This window comes from Bacillus sp. AF62, from assembly GCF_050312695.1.
Taxonomy (GTDB): Bacteria; Bacillota; Bacilli; order Bacillales; family Bacillaceae_G; genus Bacillus_A; species Bacillus_A cereus.
Map to the genome: position 1 here is coordinate 102,524 of NZ_JBNPJZ010000122.1, position 19,263 is coordinate 121,786.

Here is a 19,263-nt window from a genome sequence, read left to right on the forward strand (position 1 = left end):
TCTTAATCAATTATAAATAAGTACATATAAATATTCGATCCATTCCGAGTTTTCTCAACATATTTGTCTTATTTTTAACTTATAATATAAGTAATTCTTTTTATTATTATGTGTTTGTTCTTTCCTGTTGCAGAATCCTTAAGCTATTAAGGATTCCTTTTCTTGTATCTAAAATCCAAAAATAAAAAGATAAGATCCGGAAACACGATCTTATCTTTAGCAAAAGGAGTAAAAAAAGGATAACCATCATATTGTTATTATAAATTATTTTTTGTTAATTTTGAATATTAGAACTGTAATTAACAAGTATATCTATATTGAGAAATTTATTACAAAATTAGTTATAAATGATTCAAAACTCCAATGTAAACTTTTATTTTATTGAAGCTTATTTCACAAACACACCCGTTTGTTCACTTTTTTACTGTTTGAAAGCCATACTTTTTATATTGATTCATTTATTGGAAAAACCGAAAGTTTTAAACTCTCTCTATTACATATTTATTTTTGGAAAAATAGCCTAACTCCAAATACTAATAATACTGTGCCAATAATACCCTCTATTGTACGGTTCACCTTTTCTTTTCTTAAAAAAGTTCTTAATTGACGTATTAGAGAGATATAAAATAAATACCATATTGCTGTCAAAGTCGTAAATGTGAATCCCAACAAAAGAAATTGGAAGAAATGACTTTGATTACTCACAATAAATTGGGGTAGAAAACTAAGGAAAAATACAGCCGTTTTTGGGTTTAAGATTGCCGTGGTAAATCCTTGTCTAAAACTTTTAACCGTTCCAATATCCTTAGAGTTTATTTCCATTGAACTTGACATATCTTCTTTTTTAGAAAAGGCACTTTTAATTGACTTTACAGCTAAATAAATTAAATAAAATGCCCCAGCATATTTTATTAATGTAAATAGTATAGCAAATTTCATTAAGATAGCAGAGAGTCCTAGTGTAGCCATTATTGTATGAATCATCATTCCAGATACCGTTCCTAAGACGGTCTTTATCCCACCATTTCTACCATGAGAGATAGTGTTTTTTGTAACTAAAGCAAAACCGGGACCAGGCATCATTATAATAAGGAGTGCTGTAAGGATAAATAGCATATAATTTTCCATGTTCTGGTATTTTCTTTCTGATTTTTAGTTTCGCTTATAGTATAGCTTTTTTCCTTAAAACATTAAATATAAAAAGTATGATCAGGATAGTATCATAAACTTTCAAGGTGTTGTAATTGAATTATAGAGGGCTTCACTTGAATAATGTTCTTCTGCAAATGAGCGTTTTAATGGAATGCCAATTACATAAATAATCAGATTTTTGTATGAAAGGATAACTCAATTTAATAAATTAAGATCGTTTTTTAATTACTTTTTCTCGGAACACTCTTAATTTTCTTTCGTTTATCGAGGGTATTAGTATCAACTTGACCAAACATTATTTAAAAACTACATTGATAAAACACACAGCAAAGCTATGCATACATTTTCTTTAGACAATTAGCTAAATATCATCTAAACTGTAATTTTATAGAAAAATAATAGTTGATTTCAAACGTAATTGGAAATAAACGTAAGTCTATGACCTGTTTTTACACGTATCTCGGCTATACCCCATATTGATATAAAGGCGTTATCCTTTCCTATGATTTCTCAAAAAGAATAACGCCTTTTTCTTTTTAGGGGGTATTTTGTCTAGTTAGCTTGATAGCGATGTGGTTCTACCCCTTATAAATGTTACAAAAATCTTTCAAATAGCTCTAACTTGCACAATGCTTCCCGTTAATATAATACGCTGATTCTGTGTAAACCGTAAATACAACCTCTACTTCTGGAAGTCCAAAATCCATTACATATGTAGTAATGGCCTTGGCAAATCGATCACGAATTTCCTGTCCACGCTCGAACCATTTCACTTCAATAAGAGGAAACGCTTCTATTTCTTCTCCATTGAATATAAACGTAGAACTTGGTAGTTCCAACGTAAAATTATCCGTACCACACTCACAAATCTCTGCGAGCTCTTCTACTAATGGCTTGCTTATGTGTTTTAATTGTTCAGTAGTAATTCCACGAAACACAACATGCGGCATGTGAATCCCTCCGTTAGATAGCTTTATATTTGCTCGCATCATAGCACAATTTATTTTGTTACACTAGAATCTATTAATACATTTTAATGACATTCTTAAGAATGATTATATGTTATTGAAGCAATACAAGTATTGTAACTATTTAAAACATGTGAGAGTTCGGTAATTGGGTAAATAAAAAATGCCTTATCATTCTCCCTGTAAGGAGGCATGAGTGGACCTCTATTAGGAAAGGGATGGTGCGCTTATATATTTTAAAAAGAAAAGACACCCTAAAGTGCCTTGCTCCGACTTGATAACCACTTTAATTTTAATAACATTGGATTCCCATCCGAATATTATTTTACCACATTAAGTAATGTTGGTCATTGAGAAAGTCAAATACGTAGTGTTCATATATAGTGACCCCTAGGATCAAACAAGATTTAATACAGTTTTTTTGTTGATCCAAAAACAAACGAGAAACCTAAAACCGCGCTAGAATAGGAATGTATGAAAAAATGCATAGGTCCATAGAACGAAAAAAGGAGGTTTCCTTGAGAGAGTAGGGTTCCTCTTTTTCCTTGCTACCGATAATGAGACGTTATGTCAACCTAACCTGTATAGAATATACACTGTTCCTTATTCAACTAAATGGCAGGTTAGTTGAAGTGTATTTTGGTTAATATAGGAATTTTTGGATGTCCCCTAGAATATAAAAAATATAGATTGTATTATAGGAGGTATATAATGAAACAAAACATTTATGATAATCCGTTTTTCTTTAAAAAGTATAAGTCATTACGTGAAGCTGGATTTACCTTTAATGATTTTGTTGAACAGCCAGCAATTAAATCTATAATTGCTAATCTTACAGATAAGTCTGTATTAGATTTGGGATGTGGAACTGGTCACTTTTCTATGTATTGTGTAGAAAATGGTGCCTCGAAAGTTATAGGAGTGGACATCTCAAGAAATATGATTGAACAAGCTGAAATGTATAACAAAAATGAAAAAATAGATTATATGTGTGTACCAATAGAAGAATTTAATTTGCCAAATCAAAAATTTGACTTAATAACAAGTTCTTTAGTTATACATTACATAGAAGATTATTCACATCTAATTAAGAAAATAAGAGGTCTGCTAAAAAATGATGGTGAATTTATCTTTTCAACAGAACATCCAATAGTAACAGCTCGAAAGGAAATGAATAATTGGTTTAAGGATAATAATGGAAATAGATTACATTGGGCATTAGATAATTACCAAGAAGAAGGAAAAAGGGAGGAACATTGGTGGATAGATGGTGTTGTTAAATATCACAGAACAATTTCAACATTAATTAATACTCTTATAGACAACGGTCTTGTAATAGAGAAAATTATTGAGCCAGAGTCAACTCCAACAGGATTAGAAAAAATGCCAGAATTAATAAATGAAAAACGGAGACCATCTTCTATTATCATTAAATCAAGAAAATATTAAGATTGAACCTTCGTTGATTAACTACTGGCTTTATTTTTAAAAAAGAGTAAAATCTTTTTCTAATTTTAGAAATAAGGTTGTGAAGAAATACACTTAAAGTAACGGGTGCTTTAAGTGAGCAAGAAACTAAAAACTTTTAACTTCAGCTTTCGAAAATTATGTAAATAAGCTGTCCATATGGACAGCTTATTGTGTTTATAGCTTAGCGTGGGTTTTTTCTGAAATGCTGGCGGTATCCCGTGGCCAGCAAGCTAAAATTTTATAGTAACCCCAGAACAAGATTTTGTTCTAATTTGTAACTGAAAAAGATAACAGGATAATATATTTCTAATCATTTAAAGGAAAGGGGATGTGATTGAGGTGAATAATGCATATAATGAAAAGACGCATACATCGATTAAACAATTATTAAAAAAGTTTTCATCAAAAGCTCCTGGCTTTGCATATATTGCTTGTTTTGATAAAGGTGTGACTTATAAAGGTGCAGTCGGTTTAGCTTCTATAGAGGAAAATTTACCTATAACCACAAAAAGTATTTTTAATATTGCCTCAGTTTCTAAACAATTTACAGCGTTTTCTATATTACTCTTAGAACAAGAGGGAAGATTGAGTTTAGATGATTCAATTGTAAGATTCGTCCCGTGTATAGGAACATATGCTGAACCTGTAACATTGAGACATCTAATTCATCACACTGGTGGACTAGTTGATTATATGGAATTGGCTCAAGCAGAAAATATTAAATTTACTGATATATTAACTGTGGAAGAATCGCTAAAACACCTTAATGGTCATCAAATTGCAAAGTTCCCTGTTGGCACAAAATTTGAGTATAGCAATACAGGATATTTTTTATTGTCACTAGTGGTAGAGAAGGCAAGCGGGAAGTCTTTACGTCAGTTTGCAAAGGAACGTATTTTTGACCCTTTAAATATGAAAGACACAACAATTGTGGATTGCTACCCAACTACTATATCAATTGCTAAAGGGTATTCAAAGAATGAACAAGGAGCATATATGGTCTATGAAAGCCCTTGGGAACATACAGGGGATGGAGCAGTTCATACAAATGTTGAAGATCTTGTAAGATGGGGAGAAAATTTAACTACAGGCACCGTTGGCGGAAAAGAACTTGTTAAAAGAATGAGAGAAATAGGCCCGAAATTTTCTCCAGCTGGAGAGACGATTATTGAAAACGAAGATTATGCTTTTGGGCTGAGAGTTGCAGAAGATTTTAAGTGTCGATACTTGGAGCATTCAGGAAGCTGGGCAGGTTACCGTTCTCACTTTATGCGGTTTCCAGGAGAATATTTGTCTGTTGTAGTACTAAGTAACTATGATGGATTTGACTCTAAAAAATATGCTAATGAAATAGCAGAAATTGTTTTAGAAAAGTAAAAAATAGGGCGTAGAAGACAGTACCTAGATTTGGTTAACCTCACGTTGTTTTAGGTTTAATTGATTATGAGAACGGAAGGCAGGCATATATTTATGCCTGCCTTTTTTGTATTAAAATGAACATAGATATTAATTTTTAGAAAGTTTAAAAAATAATTAGAAGCTCTTTAAAGATAGATTAATAAATGAAGTCGAATTTAAAATTTTTTAAATAAAACTAGAAAATTATATATTATAATTATAAAAATTAATTTTATTAAAAATTGAAATATTAATTAATATCCCTATTGCTATTAAATTGACCATTAAAGAACTTCCACCAAAACTTACAAATGGAAATGGAGTACCTGTAAGAGGAAATAGTCCTTAATTTTTCTTCTTTAATATCTACATGGATAGTGATGAAACAAGGTTTTGGACTTGCATCCATTATGAGTGTATTAATAGGCATTGTTTTCTTTACATTTGCTGCAAGTTTTTTATATTTCCGATTATACACGGACTTAGAACGAAATCAGTAGCAATATAAAATGATAGCAAAAGTTGGTTTAAGTAGACTCGAATTAAAGAAAATTGTGTCACATCAACTTGTATTACTATTCTTTTTACCCATTGTAATAGCAATTATACATAGTACCATAGCTTTTATGGCCTTGCAAAAGTTAGCTGATTTTTCAGTCTTGGGTAGTTCCGTTATAGTATTGGTTTGTTTCTTAGTTTTACAAATTATATACTTCTACTTTGTTGGTGCTCAATATTTGAAGAAAATGTATAAAACAATCATTTAATTCAATTCAAAAAAATAAAAATAAGGAGAATATAGAATGAAAAAAGACTCGGGTTATTAATAGTAGCAGGTATTTCGATTACCGTGTTAGGAGCATGTTCATTATTTAGTACAAAAGACTCTCCAGCAAATGGAATTTCAATAGAAGTAGGCGCGATAAACGAACAAACAAGAAGCTCTATAATTGACTCATACAAAGATATAACAAGCTCGACATAAAGTTACCGACTAATTTTGGGGATTCTATGGATACTGCTACTAGTAATTTACTATTTATTAGTAGAACAACTGCTGAAAAAATGAATAAAAAGGGACTTATACGCGAAAGAGCTAATAACGAGGGGCTTACATCATCAGTCCCTATTGATTCGTTACCCAAAATGGATAGAATCCTCTCACCACCAGATTAAGAAAAATAAATCTACCTATTAACGGCTCGAAGTGATGAAAATGATACTTATACTCTAAGTAATTTTTGTTATTTATTGATGTAGAATCCTTATTATTAGGATTCTATTTTTTGTATCAAAAATCTATAAAGAAAAAAGGAAAAATCGGCGAAAACGAACTAAAAGGTATTTCAAATGTATTTTTTAAAACACCATTAATAATGATAACGTTCGCTAAATATGTGCGCTCCTTAAGTTTGTAAGAAGCTTACAAAACTCCTTCTTCCAATGCAACTTAAGCGTAAATTAATTTTTTTGTAAATATGGAACAATGTCATTACTTACACTGTCTATTAAGCGTTAAAACATTTTTTATTAAATAAATTAAGAAAGGAATCATCATTTTTAACTAAGGGAGAAGATTGAATTGAAAAAATTATGGATGCTGCTTTTCGTTTGTTTCGCAGTTTTGTTGGTAGGATGTAATAAAAACGAACCGCCAAAACAAGCATTTGAAGAATATATCAATTTATGGAATGATAAAAAATTTGCAAATATGTATGATCATTTATCAGATCATGCAAAAAAATCGATTTCTAAAAAAGAATTCACAGAAAAATATCAAAAAATCTATGAGGGGATTGGAGCTAAGAATTTAAAAGTTAAAATGAAAGGAGAGAATACGAAAGATAAAGAGCTTTTTCTTTTTGAAGTTAAGATGGATACGGATGTAGGACCAGTTTCATTCATCCATGAAGCAAAACTTGTGAAAGATAAAGAGTCTTGGAAAACAGATTGGACACCAGACTTCATCTTCCCAGGTATGAAAAAAGATTACAAAGTACGTATGCAAATAGAGCAAGGAAAACGCGGAGAAATATATGATCGCAATGGAAAAGGGCTTGCAACGAATGGTAAAGCAACTGAGGTTGGAATTATTCCAGAGAAACTAGGCGAAACAGCAGTGCAAACGAAAGAAATAGTAGCACAATTACTTGATATGTCTATAGAAGAGGTCGAACAAAAGCTCACAGCAAAATGGATAAAACCAGACTCCTTTGTACCAATTGGTATTTTAAAAGAGGGAACCAGACAGAATGATTATATTGAATTAGAAGGAGTTTCATCTCGTCCAGTAAATATTCGTACGTATCCATTAGGTGAAGTAGCGGCACACTTAACTGGATATATAGGAAAGGTGAATGCGGAGGAGTTAAAATCACTTCAAAAACAAGGTTATCAAGCAGATGATTTAGTAGGTAAGACCGGTTTAGAGAAAGTGTTAGAAAATAAATTGCGTGGTGAAAAGGGTGGACGCGTATTTATAGAAGATGAGAAGGGGAAAGAGATTAAAAACGTAGCAAAAAAAGAAGCAAAAGAAGGAGAAAATGTTACGTTAACAATTGATGCTGCAATTCAAGAAAAAATCTTTAATGAGATGAAAACTGAAGCAGGGTCTAGTGCAGCGGTCAATCCTAAAACAGGTGAAACAATCGCACTTGTAAGTAGCCCTGCTTATAATCCAAATATAATAGTTAGAGGAGCATCGAAAGCCCAACGAGAAGCATGGAGTAACGACTCGAAACTACCAATGACGAATCGCTTTACACAAGCATTTGTACCAGGTTCCGTATTTAAAACGATCACAGGTGCAATTGGTTTGGAAACAAACACAATAAATCCGAAGGAAGAATTTAAAATTCAAGGATTGAAGTGGACAAAAGATTCATCTTGGGGAAATTACTATGTAACGCGTGTAAAGGATGCAAGTCCAATTGATTTTGATAAGGCAATGAAGTACTCTGATAATATTTATTTTGCTCAACAAGCTTTGAAAATGGGAAAAGATCAGTATGTAAAGGAATTTAAAAAGTACGGATTTCATGAAAAATTACCAATCGAATACGAATTTCCTATTTCAATCATTGCAAAAGATGGGATAAAAAACGATATTCAACTAGCAGACACGGGCTATGGACAAGGACAAGTATTAATGACGCCACTTCATTTAGCATTAACATATGCACCGATTGTGAATGAAGGGAATATTCCGTCGCCACATCTTTTAAAAGAAGCAAAAGTAGCAGGGAATTGGAAAGAAAATGTGGTTTCTAAAAAGAATCAAGAGATATTAAAGAGTGCATTAATCAAAGTCATTAATGACCCTGATGGTGCAGGGAGAGTTGCAAAGGTTGATGGTGTAACGCTTGCTGGTAAAACTGGTACAGCAGAACTGAAAGAGTCGAAAGAAGCAGACGGAAAAGAACTGGGATGGTTCGCAGCTTTCGATGCAAATGCGCCAGACATGATTGTTACAATGATGATTGAAGATGTAAAAGGAAGAGGAGGAAGTAATGTTCCAGGTGAAAAAGTAAAACATGTATTTCAGAAATAATACTTAATTATAAGGTGAATTTTTTGACTAAATTTATTACATGTTTGCTTAACTCAAAGATATACATTGGGGAAAATATAGAATAATTAAATTTCAAAAAAGCATTCTTTCTAATCGAGAATGCTTTTTTGCTGCGACTCTAGAAAGTTAATGCCTTATCTTAATTTTCATTTCTGAAAAGTTGGCATTGCTAATGGTAAATAGAAGGAGATAGCAAATTGAAATGGACAAGTGGAGTGCTACATTAAATTCAAAAAAACAGATTGTTGTGAGTGGATTTTTATCATTGTATGCTTTACTTGTTTTTTAGTAGTATTATTCTGCCTGAAAAAGATAAACAATGGAACAAATGAAACTTGTATCTTGTCTATATATTGAAACCATAATAAAAAAGTGAGGGCAGTCTTATGTTTATTCAAATAAGTTTGAGGTGTGGAAATGGAACAGACGTTTATTGAAAAGTGTAATCATGATGAGCTGGACTATGTTATAAAAGATTATTGGCAAGATGTATGGAATTATTCATTTATTATTACGAAAGATCCACACTTATCAGATGATATCACGCAAGATGTATTTATAAAGGTGTTTAAAAATTGGAATTCATTTCGAAAGGAGTCATCTATTAAAACGTGGATATTAAAAATCACAAGAAATACGGCAATAAACTATTTGAAATCCTCTTATTTTAAAAGGATATCTTTAATAGGATTTTTTAGTGACGATAAGCAATCCCTGTCAGCAGAACAAGAATTTTTTAAGCAAGAAGAAATGAATGATGTGTGGAAGGTTGTATTAGAACTACCTAAAAAGCACCGTGAAATAATTATATTGGACGCAAAATATGAATTATCTTATGAAGAAATGGCTGAAACATTAGGAGTATCCATTGGAACTGTAAAATCGAGATTAAGTAGAGCGAGAAGTAAGGTTTCAAAATTAATAGGGGAGGGTAGTAGTGATGAACAATAAACAAAATCCTGACTGGTATAGAAAAATAAAAAAAGGCCCAATGGAGAATCGTAAAGATGAAGAAGAATTTATTTCTAAAATAAAGCAGTCTATATACGAAAATAATGAAGTGGATTTTGTAAAACATAAAAGACCATTTCGTAAAAAAGCATTACCTATTGTAGTTGTTTTAGTTTGTACAATGTTATTTTTCATTGTTCAACAACCTTGGCTTGATGATAATAAATCACCAGTACAAAGTAGTACTCAAATTAAGCCTAAAACAAAAGATGAGTCTGCTCAAGATCCATCATTAAAACAATTTATGAATGAACTATATCAAAGTACGAACTCAAAAAATGAAAATGACTTGTACAAAGCGTTAAATGATGAAGTTCTATTTAAAGGGAAGAGTTATAAGAAGGATGAACTGAAGTTTGATGAAGATATTTTTCATGAGTTGCAAGTCGCCCTTACAATGGGGGGAGAGTTTGCAAATGATACAAAAAAAGTATACAAAGTACCAAGTGGATTGACAGAAAGTAACCAACCAAAGCAAGCGCATTTTATATATGCAACGGTTACTGGAAATAAAACGAAAATTTTAGCTGAACCAAAACGAGAATCACAAGTGTTATATGAAATATCTAATGAAATGGTAAAAGCTTGGATTCCAGAAAAAGTGCAAAATGATGGATATATAAAAATATCGACAATTAATGGCAATACTGGATACGTACAAAAAGAGTATGTTTTAACTGATATTAAGTATTCATTTATGTTCGAAAAAAATGAAAATGGTGAATGGAAAATAATAAATATAGATTCTATTTGGTAAAAGAGGAAGGTTCACTTTAATGAACCTTCCTCTTTGTTTTTATTCTCTTTTTGAAGTGTATGCCAAGACTCTAAAATTTCTGATGTAACGAGAGCAGCGATGTTTTTTTCTGAATTACTACCAGGAATAACGACAGAAACGGCAATTTGTGGATCTTCGGTAGGAGCATATGCAATGAAAAGAGAATGATTTATCATTCTTTCTTGCTCATTTGGAAAACCTGTAATACCTGTTTTACCTGCGACGTCAAAGGGCAACTTTTTAATTTCCTCTATATTTTGACTCATTCCACCTTGCACGACACTCCAAAAGTTCATCGGGTAACGATTTGAACTTTCTAAAATTGGTTTAAACTTTTTTGTTTCCTTACCGTCCGGACTAATAATTGCACTTACAGTTTGAGGTTTATATTTATCACCTTTACTTGCCAAAGTTGCTACATATTGAGCGAGTTGAAGAGAGGTATGCACTTCATTTCCTCCCCAAGAGGCGTTTAATAAAGCGGAGATCCCATTTTCAAACTTATTAGATGGATGGAATTCATATTGTCCGTCTTCTTCAAAGGGTAAATCAATCCCGGTTTTAGAACGTAGGCCGAATTGCATTAAATAATCTGTCCATATATGTGCCACTTTTTCTATATTCCCATTATTTTGATTGAATAGGGGCAGAGCTACTTTTGCTGTCATAAATGTGTTAGATGAATTAATGATAGCCTGCCTCGGTGTAATCTCACCTGTTGGCGTTCCAGGTGCATTCGTAATGTTATTTTGATTATCATACTGAAAAGTCCCTTTATCTAAATAAGTATCTTCGGGTTGGAAAAGCTTTTCGTTTAATCCAATTAAAATAGTAAGTGGTTTTATAGTAGAAGCCATATTTACATAAGATTCACCATACTTTAATTTTTGAATTGCTTTATTTTGCGAAAGAGATTTAATGTTTTCTTTTCTAGAAGATACATGTGTATTTAATATATTTGGATCAAAAACTGCCGAGTTGACCATAGTTAAAATCGCGCCAGTTTTTGCATCGCTCACTACAGCATAACCAGCTTTAGCATCAGGTGTTTTCTTAATTTGAGATCTTAATGCTTCTTCTGCTTTTTGCTGCAACTCAAAGTCTAAAGCTAGCCGTACATCTTTTCCTTTTTGTACTTTTTGAATGTTCCATAAGAACTTTTTATTATTCAATTTAAAAATAAGAGTTTTACCTGGTTTTCCTTTTAAATCATTTTCATATTGCAGCTCAATCCCGCTTTTTCCAACAGCGATATGCTTTGAATTAAGGTCATTTTCTACATACCCAATTACCTGTGAACCAATTTCGTGTTTAGGATAATATCGAATCCATTCATCTTTAATTATTACATTATTGGGTTTGTTTTTGTTTATGAATGCAAGTTCATTCTCAGTTATATCAGAGTATAACGGTATATCATTCATAGTCTGCTTTTTACAAGATTGTTGTAATTGAGATTTTATGTTCTCTGTAGAAATATCATGTTGAAACTCGCTTGAAAATTGATTAAAAAAAGCTAATGTGTTTGATGTATCTTGTTTCGATAGCTTTTCGTCATTAGAAGTGCAATATAGAGACTTAACTTTCTTATTTGTAGCTAGTATTACACCATTTTGATCAAAAATCTTTCCTCTTTCAGCTGAAGAAGTTGCGATAGTAATTGAAATGAAGTTGATTTTTAATAAAATTAGTAAAATCAAACCTACGATAGAAAAAACCGCAAAAAATCTCCATCTTTTTATATGTAACATATAACCCTCCCTTATGTAGCCTATTTCATCTTATATTTAATTATTTTTTTTGTAAATGTGGAACAACTTTATTGTTTAGGTTGTCTATTAAGTATTACAGCATGAAGAAAGGAATAATTAGCATGAAAATTTACTAGCAAGTTTATATGTAAGTTTAATAAGAGTCATTATACAGTTTAGCACTTCTCATGCAAGTGGCAAAAAAATAGAGAGAAAACAGGAAGGGAGAGTTATTAATTCCGTAGCTAAACGAAAAGGAATGGTTGCTTACAAGGATTAAGCAAAAAATTGAGGCGATATTTATAACCGATTATCGGTATCTAATATATAAGGAATGCTTTTAGTATTTGTAGCAATTTCTGAAAGGATTAAATGGAGGATTTATGAAAGAACAAAAAGGCAAGAAGCAGAAGACATATATATCTATTCGATTAAATATAATGTTCCTTTGCATATTTGTACTATTCTCAGCTATTATTATGCAGCTAGGAAAGGTACAAATCGTTGAGGGAGAGGCTTATAAGAACCAAGTGGAAAGTAGTCAAAATGCAATAACTAGTATTCCAGTTCCACGTGGACAAATTTTAGATCGAGAAGGGAAAACAGTTGTTAATAATAAATCTCTTCGCACAATTACGTATACAAGGGTGAAGGGAATTACGAGTGAAGATATTTTAAAAACAGCAAAAGACTTGGCGAAAGTACTTGAAATGCCTGAACAAGATATAAATAAATTAACAGATATCGATAAAAAAGATTTTTGGATGCAGTTGAATTCGAAACGTGCGGAGACAAAGATTACTAAGAAAGATATAGAAAAGTTTAAAGAAAAGGGTATAGAGGGAAAAGAGTTAGATAAAAAAATAGAAGACTTAAGACGAGGTCGTGTTACAGAGATAGAATTAGCAGAATTAACAGCACAAGATTTAAAGGTGTTAGCTATTAAAAGTAAAATGAGTTCAGGTTATCAACTAACACCACAAATCATTAAAAAAGATGTAACAGATGAAGAGTATGCGCGGATAAGCGAAAATCTTGCGAATTTTCCAGGAGTAGATGCAACTGTTGATTGGGAACGTAATTATGTAAACGGTAATTTATTTCGTTCTGTATTAGGAAATATTACGAGTAGTGAAGAAGGATTACCGAAAGAAAATTTAGATTCTTATTTAGTACGTGGATATAACCGTAATGATCGTGTTGGAAAAAGTTATATTGAACAACGATATGAAGATGTATTACACGGCACAAAAGAAGAAGTGAAAAATATTACTGATAAATCAGGAAACATTGTTAGCACAGAAATAATCTCTAAAGGAAAAAGTGGTAATAGTTTAACATTAACGATTGATATGGAATTACAAAAGAAAGTGGAAGAAAGTATAGAGAAAAACTTGAGAGCTTTTAAGAGTTCAGAGCCACTGCTCGATCGAGCTTTTGTTGTCATGACGAATCCAAATAACGGACAAATTTTATCATTGGCAGGCAAAAAGATTGTAGAAAAAGAAGGGAAAATAGAGGTTGAGGATTTGGCATTAGGAAACATGACAACTTCGTATGAGCTAGGGTCAGCTGTAAAAGGTGCTACTTTATTAACTGGATATGAGACAGGCGCAATACATCCAGGAGATCAATTTTATGACGCGCCGATGAAATTTAAAGGTACACAAGCTAAGAAATCGTGGAATGTATCCGGATTTGGTAATATTAATGATTTACGGGCTTTACAAGTATCTTCGAATGTATACATGTTCCAGACAGCTTTAAAAATTGCGGGAGTTAATTACGTACCAAATGGCTCATTGGATATTAAACAAGGAGCATTTGATACGATGCGCTATTATTTCAAGCAATTTGGTTTAGGTGTCCCAACAGGTATTGATTTACCGAATGAAATAATTGGACAAACGAGAAAAGTAGATAGTCAACCTGGGTTTTTACTAGATTTTTCTATCGGTCAGTATGATACGTATACGCCGTTGCAATTAGCACAATATATTTCAACGATTGCGAATGGTGGTTATAGAATGCAACCTCAAATTGTACAAGAAATACGAGAACAATCAATAAAAGAAGAGGTTGGCAAAGTTATACGTTCCATAGAGCCTGTCGTATTAAATCGAATTGATATGAAGAAAGAACATATTGATCGGATAAAAGAAGGGTTTAGATGGGTATTCCAAGAAGGTGATGGAACTGGCGTGAAATATTTCAAAAACGCGCCATATAAACCAGCAGGAAAGACAGGAACAGCCCAAACTGTATATGGTGGAGATGACCCGATTGGTAGAAATGCAAAAGGAGAACGTATGGAATGTTACAACTTAACGTTAGTTGGATATGCTCCATATGATAATCCAGAAGTAGCATTTTCCGTAGTAGTTCCATGGCTTCATGATGATAAAAATGGAATTAATTCTATAATCGGAAAGGAAGTATTAGATGTATACTTTGATTTAAAACAGCAACGTATACATGGTGAAGCTACTAGTACAGGTAGTTCTAAGCAAAATTAGAGTACTTTTCTCAGGGAAAGACCCTGTTCATATAAAGCCATTTAAAAGTAAAAAAATGAAATATGAAATAAGAGATAGAGGCGTCGTAGCTACTATCTCTTATTTTGTTAATAACTCTCATACTAGCTATAATTTTTTTAGTTTATGGAACAAACTCGTTTCGCTGATTGTCTATTATGTGTACGTATAAATAGGTGTTAAGAATTTGAAAGGAATGATGATTTTGAAAAACAAGAAGATGCTAAAAATAGGAATATGCGTTGGTATATTAGGTTTAAGTATTACAAGCCTAGAAGCTTTTACAGGAGGGGCACTGCAAGTTGAAGCGAAAGAAAAGACTGGACAAGTGAAACATAAAAATCAGGCGACGCATAAAGAGTTCTCTCAACTTGAGAAAAAATTTGATGCTCGAGTAGGTGTATATGCGATTGATACTGGTACAAATCAAACAATTTCTTATCGATCTAACGAAAGATTTGCCTTCGCATCAACCTACAAGGCTTTAGCAGCAGGAGTATTACTACAGCAAAACTCAATTGATACATTAAATGAAGTAATCACATTTACGAAAGAAGACTTAGTGGATTATTCACCTGTTACAGAGAAACATGTAGATACTGGAATGAAACTAGGAGAAATTGCTGAGGCTGCTGTTCGTTCAAGTGATAATACTGCAGGGAACATTTTATTTAATAAAATAGGCGGACCTAAAGGATATGAAAAAGCGCTTAGAAAGATGGGGGATTGGGTTACTATGTCTGATCGCTTTGAAACAGAATTAAACGAAGCTATTCCAGGAGACATTCGTGACACTAGTACAGCGAAAGCAATTGCTACGAATCTTAAAGCTTTTACGGTCGGAAATGCACTTCCAGCTGAAAAACGTAAAATTCTTACAGAGTGGATGAAAGGAAATGCTACAGGGGACAAACTTATTCGTGCAGGCGTACCAACTGACTGGGTAGTTGGAGATAAATCAGGTGCTGGCAGTTACGGGACAAGAAATGATATTGCTATCGTTTGGCCTCCGAATAGAGCACCAATTATCATCGCAATTTTATCTAGTAAAGATGAGAAAGAGGCAACCTATGATAATCAACTCATTGCAGAGGCAACTAAAGTTATAGTTAAGGCTCTTAGGTAATAGTATTTTAGTTTTCGCATTTTTAACATGAAAGTATTAAAAGTATAAAGTTAGAAAACGACTCTTTTCGTGTGATAAGAGTCGTTTTTGTATTCTTATTATTAAAAAGGTAAAAGTAAAAATATAACGAATATATATGACATATCTCATATGAAATTTCATGTGCTGTATTATTTTATTAATTTAAATAAATTTCAAGAAAGTATAATATAATTCAGTTAGCATATAGAAGTGTTTGATGAGAATGTAAAGGAGAAAATATGAAAAAGAAGATTAATAGAATTGTAATGATTATTTGTATATTAGTAGGTTTTACAATCTTTTTATATTTACAGAACAATTTAATAAGTATAACTGAGGTTAAAATAACCTCTAGTAAAATACCATCCTCTTTTAAAGGGTATAAAATTCTACAAATTTCAGACTTACACAATAAAAAATTTGGCGATAATCAAGATGTGTTAATTCAAAAAATAAAAAGTATAGACCCAGATATTATTGCGATTACGGGTGATTTAATTGACAGTAAATCATACGATGCAGAAGTTAGTATGCAATTAATACGAGAAATTGTAAAGAAATATCCTGTATATTTTGTGACAGGAAACCATGAACAATGGTCTGGAAAGTATAACAATTTAGAAAAAGAGTTGAAGAAATATGATGTCAATGTTTTAAGGAATGAACATGTAGGCATTCGAAAGGGTGAGCAAGAAATAAACTTGCTAGGTATTGATGATCCAGAGTTTGTTACTGGAAACCGTGATGAAGGAAATATTATAATAGATGAAATTAAAAAAGCGAAAATTGAAATGCAGCCAGATAAATATAATGTATTATTATCCCATCGGCCTGAATTTATAAAGGAATATACGAATGAGAGGTTGGATTTGGTTTTATCGGGACATGCTCATGGAGGGCAAGTTAGATTGCCATTTATCGGAGGATTAGTTGCGCCAAATCAAGGTGTTTTACCTAAATATACAGCGGGTTTATATGTAGAACAAAATACATCAATGGTAGTGAGTAGAGGATTAGGAAATAGTATCATTCCGCAAAGGATTTTGAATAGGCCAGAAATTGTAGTCGTGCAGCTAAATTAAGCTGTACGATTTTTTTATACAAAAATGAGTAAAGGGGCTTTCTGTATTTTGCAGGAGTAAACATTACAATTTTGTTAAAAATTTTCTACGTTACATAAAGTAACAAAATTTGACCCTCAGTGTTTGTTATAGTGTAAATAATCAAAAAACTTAAAATTTGTCGAGTGAAAATTGTGATAAGTAATTCATATAAAAAACTTAAAGGGGTGTACACATGCATAAAGAATATGAAATTGAAGAATACACGGCGATTGAGGAACAAATCCATTATTATTGTAAATGTTTATTAGTAAGTCATCCTGATCAAATAATAAAGTATTTAGAAAAAAGGTTAGAAAAATATGCAGAAACATTACAATATGCACATTTATATCCTGACACAGTTATTTTACCGTTACAGCAATTAGTTATCGAATATTCTTTAGACGTTGCTAGAATTCGGAAGTATATGAATTTAAAAACGTAAAGTGAAATTTATAGTTTAAATGAAACAGAGTCGACTTTAGGAAATGAAATGCTAATGTCGACTCTGTTTCATTGTTTAATATCGGTGATTGAACATACACATACTAATCAACGAAGTTTGACATATAATTAAGCAAGAGTAAAATAAAAGTGAGTACTCACTCATTTTTATTGGAAAAGGAGGATGAAACGTGCAACAACCTTCAATTATTTTACGGACTGTATCAAAAAGTTTTGGAAAAAAAGAAGTGTTACACAATCTTTCATTGCAAGTTGAAAAAGCAGAGATTTTTGGTTTTGTTGGACCTTCTGGATCGGGGAAAACAACGCTCATTAAAATGATTGCAGGTATTAATGAGGCAACGAAAGGTGAAGTGCTTGTTAATAATACTAATATGCCTAATTTAAATGAAATGAAACGAATTGGTTATATGGCCCAGGCGGATGCATTATATGAAGAATTGTCAGCATATGAAAATGCAGATTTTATAGCAACGATGTTTGGATTAAAGGGAAAAAGTAAAAAGACAAGAATTGCAGAGGTTTTTGAACTTGTACAATTGTCACAGTATATGAAAAAGCAAGTACAACAATTTTCAGGTGGAATGAAAAAACGCTTATCATTAGCAATAGCACTCCTCCATGAACCAGAAATATTAATTTTAGATGAGCCTACAGTGGGGATAGATCCGCTTCTTAGAAAAACGATTTGGGAAAAATTTTATGATCTTAAAAAGAAAGGCACAACGATTATTGTAACGACGCACATTATGGATGAAGCTGAATTTTGTGAGCGTCTAGGGTTAATTAGAGAAGGGAAACTAGTTGCGGTTGGAACAACTGAAGAATTGAAAAAACGCGTGTCATCTGGACGGATTGAAGATGTCTTTTTGTTGGAAGAGGTGGTGTCATCATGAGAGTTACTGGTGTAATCATTCGTATTATTCGCCAATTTTTTCGAGATAAGCGTTCGTTAGCGATGATGTTTGGGGCACCAATGTTATTACTTTGGCTATTATCGCTAGTGTTTACACAAAAAGACTATATACCGCAAATTGCTGTTGTTGATATGCCCGCTCAAATAGTAAAAGTGATGAAAAATCAAGAAGCGTCAATTTATGAATACAGTAAAGAAAACGCGATTTCTGAGTTAGAAAAACAAAAGGTAGATGCAATACTTCGAATAGAGAATGGAAAAATGAAACTTCTGTTGGAAGGTAGTGATTCGTCAAAAAATCGTGCTGTACTTCAAGTATTGCAAAAAAGCACAGAGAAGAATGATGTATCGATTATGAAACCTGAAGTAAATTATTTACATGGCTCTAAAGACTTTACGATGTTTGATGGGCTTGGTCCTGTATTAATTGGTTTCTTTACATTTTTCTTTGTATTTATATTATCAGGTGTATCTTTCGTAAGAGAACGTTTAAGTGGTACGCTAGAAAGGTTATTATCCACCCCAGTAAGAAGATGGGAAATAGTCGCAGGTTATATTATTGGTTTTGGAATCTTTGCCTTTATACAATCCATTATTATCGTAAGTTTTTCCGTTTATATTTTAGATTTATACGTAGCTGGCTCCATATGGCTAACGTTACTTATTACATGTATGCTCTCTTTAACTGCACTAACATTAGGTACGTTTTTATCGGCATACGCAAATAATGAATTTCAAATGATTCAATTTATACCGCTTGTTATTGTGCCACAAATCTTCTTTTCTGGATTGTTTCCAATGGAATCTATGAATAAGTGGCTACAAATGTTAGGGAAAGTATTTCCACTCACATACGGCGCTGACGCAATGAGACAAGTGATGATTCGGAATCAAGGGTTTACAGAGATTGCATTAGATCTTACTGTATTATTACTTTTTTCACTATTATTTGCAGTAGGAAATGTATTTGCTTTAAAGAAACATCGCAAAATATAATAA

Annotated in this window: 14 protein-coding genes and 3 pseudogenes; 13 read left to right on the plus strand and 4 right to left on the minus strand. The window is 32.2% G+C overall.

Annotated elements, in window-relative coordinates; all coding sequences use genetic code 11:
• Window positions 1-501: 501 nt before the first annotated feature.
• Both ACQRBL_RS29155 and ACQRBL_RS29160 read right to left on the minus strand, forming a co-directional pair.
• Complete coding sequence (locus ACQRBL_RS29155) at window positions 502-1,128, minus strand: LysE family translocator (RefSeq protein ID WP_411996076.1); 627 nt, start codon at window positions 1,126-1,128, stop codon at window positions 502-504.
• A gap of 641 nt (window positions 1,129-1,769) precedes the next feature.
• On the minus strand, window positions 1,770-2,102 hold the full coding sequence (locus ACQRBL_RS29160) for a DUF1904 family protein (RefSeq protein WP_023521992.1): 333 nt from the start codon (window positions 2,100-2,102) through the stop codon (window positions 1,770-1,772).
• A 729-nt stretch (window positions 2,103-2,831) separates the two neighbouring features.
• On the opposite strand from ACQRBL_RS29160, the gene ACQRBL_RS29165 reads away from it, so the two are divergent.
• Entirely contained in the window at window positions 2,832-3,569 is a 738-nt protein-coding gene (locus tag ACQRBL_RS29165) for a class I SAM-dependent methyltransferase (RefSeq protein ID WP_023521993.1), read from the plus strand.
• A 360-nt stretch (window positions 3,570-3,929) separates the two neighbouring features.
• The gene (locus ACQRBL_RS29170) at window positions 3,930-4,967 is read left to right on the plus strand and encodes a serine hydrolase domain-containing protein (RefSeq protein ID WP_411996078.1); all 1,038 of its coding nucleotides are present in this window, start codon (window positions 3,930-3,932) and stop codon (window positions 4,965-4,967) included.
• Window positions 4,968-5,192: 225 nt separating this feature from the next.
• On the opposite strand, the pseudogene ACQRBL_RS29175 reads toward ACQRBL_RS29170, so the two are convergent.
• A pseudogene (locus tag ACQRBL_RS29175) lies at window positions 5,193-5,333 on the minus strand (FtsW/RodA/SpoVE family cell cycle protein); the annotation flags it as partial.
• 5 nt (window positions 5,334-5,338) lie between these two features.
• Here ACQRBL_RS29175 and ACQRBL_RS29180 point away from each other — a divergent pair.
• The 5 genes and pseudogenes from ACQRBL_RS29180 to ACQRBL_RS29200 form a co-directional block, all read left to right on the plus strand.
• Window positions 5,339-5,755, plus strand: a pseudogene (locus tag ACQRBL_RS29180) (ABC transporter permease); the annotation flags it as partial.
• Window positions 5,756-5,814: 59 nt separating this feature from the next.
• A pseudogene (locus ACQRBL_RS29185) lies at window positions 5,815-6,143 on the plus strand (lipoprotein BA_5634 family protein); the annotation flags it as partial.
• Between the two features lie 427 nt (window positions 6,144-6,570).
• Window positions 6,571-8,538, plus strand: a complete 1,968-nt coding sequence (locus ACQRBL_RS29190; protein ID WP_327897478.1) for a penicillin-binding transpeptidase domain-containing protein — start codon at window positions 6,571-6,573, stop codon at window positions 8,536-8,538.
• 438 nt (window positions 8,539-8,976) lie between these two features.
• Window positions 8,977-9,510, plus strand: coding sequence for an RNA polymerase sigma factor (locus ACQRBL_RS29195; protein WP_000438327.1), 534 nt, complete (start codon window positions 8,977-8,979; stop codon window positions 9,508-9,510).
• Window positions 9,500-10,327, plus strand: coding sequence for an SH3 domain-containing protein (locus ACQRBL_RS29200; RefSeq protein WP_001060759.1), 828 nt, complete (start codon window positions 9,500-9,502; stop codon window positions 10,325-10,327). Before ACQRBL_RS29195 ends, ACQRBL_RS29200 begins: the two co-directional genes overlap by 11 nt.
• 11 nt (window positions 10,328-10,338) lie before the next feature.
• Here the strand turns inward: ACQRBL_RS29200 and ACQRBL_RS29205 are convergent, their stop codons facing one another.
• On the minus strand, window positions 10,339-12,099 hold the full coding sequence (locus tag ACQRBL_RS29205; RefSeq protein WP_098564039.1) for a peptidoglycan D,D-transpeptidase FtsI family protein: 1,761 nt from the start codon (window positions 12,097-12,099) through the stop codon (window positions 10,339-10,341).
• A gap of 383 nt (window positions 12,100-12,482) precedes the next feature.
• On the opposite strand from ACQRBL_RS29205, the gene ACQRBL_RS29210 reads away from it, so the two are divergent.
• The 6 genes from ACQRBL_RS29210 to ACQRBL_RS29235 all read left to right on the plus strand — a co-directional run bounded on the left by ACQRBL_RS29210 (window position 12,483) and on the right by ACQRBL_RS29235 (window position 19,260).
• A complete protein-coding gene (locus tag ACQRBL_RS29210) occupies window positions 12,483-14,615 on the plus strand; it encodes a peptidoglycan D,D-transpeptidase FtsI family protein (protein ID WP_411996079.1) in 2,133 nt (710 codons plus the stop codon).
• Window positions 14,616-14,832: 217 nt separating this feature from the next.
• Window positions 14,833-15,759, plus strand: a complete 927-nt coding sequence (gene bla / locus ACQRBL_RS29215) for a class A beta-lactamase Bla1 (protein ID WP_411996087.1) — start codon at window positions 14,833-14,835, stop codon at window positions 15,757-15,759.
• Window positions 15,760-16,019: 260 nt separating this feature from the next.
• Window positions 16,020-16,862: a metallophosphoesterase gene (locus ACQRBL_RS29220; RefSeq protein ID WP_000727189.1), complete on the plus strand. Its 843-nt coding sequence runs from the start codon at window positions 16,020-16,022 to the stop codon at window positions 16,860-16,862.
• Window positions 16,863-17,076: 214 nt separating this feature from the next.
• A complete protein-coding gene (locus ACQRBL_RS29225; RefSeq protein WP_000548621.1) occupies window positions 17,077-17,328 on the plus strand; it encodes a hypothetical protein in 252 nt (83 codons plus the stop codon).
• Window positions 17,329-17,518: 190 nt separating this feature from the next.
• A complete protein-coding gene (locus ACQRBL_RS29230; RefSeq protein WP_411996080.1) occupies window positions 17,519-18,244 on the plus strand; it encodes an ABC transporter ATP-binding protein in 726 nt (241 codons plus the stop codon).
• The gene (locus ACQRBL_RS29235; RefSeq protein WP_006928521.1) at window positions 18,241-19,260 is read left to right on the plus strand and encodes an ABC transporter permease; all 1,020 of its coding nucleotides are present in this window, start codon (window positions 18,241-18,243) and stop codon (window positions 19,258-19,260) included. Before ACQRBL_RS29230 ends, ACQRBL_RS29235 begins: the two co-directional genes overlap by 4 nt.
• Window positions 19,261-19,263: the final 3 nt, after the last annotated feature.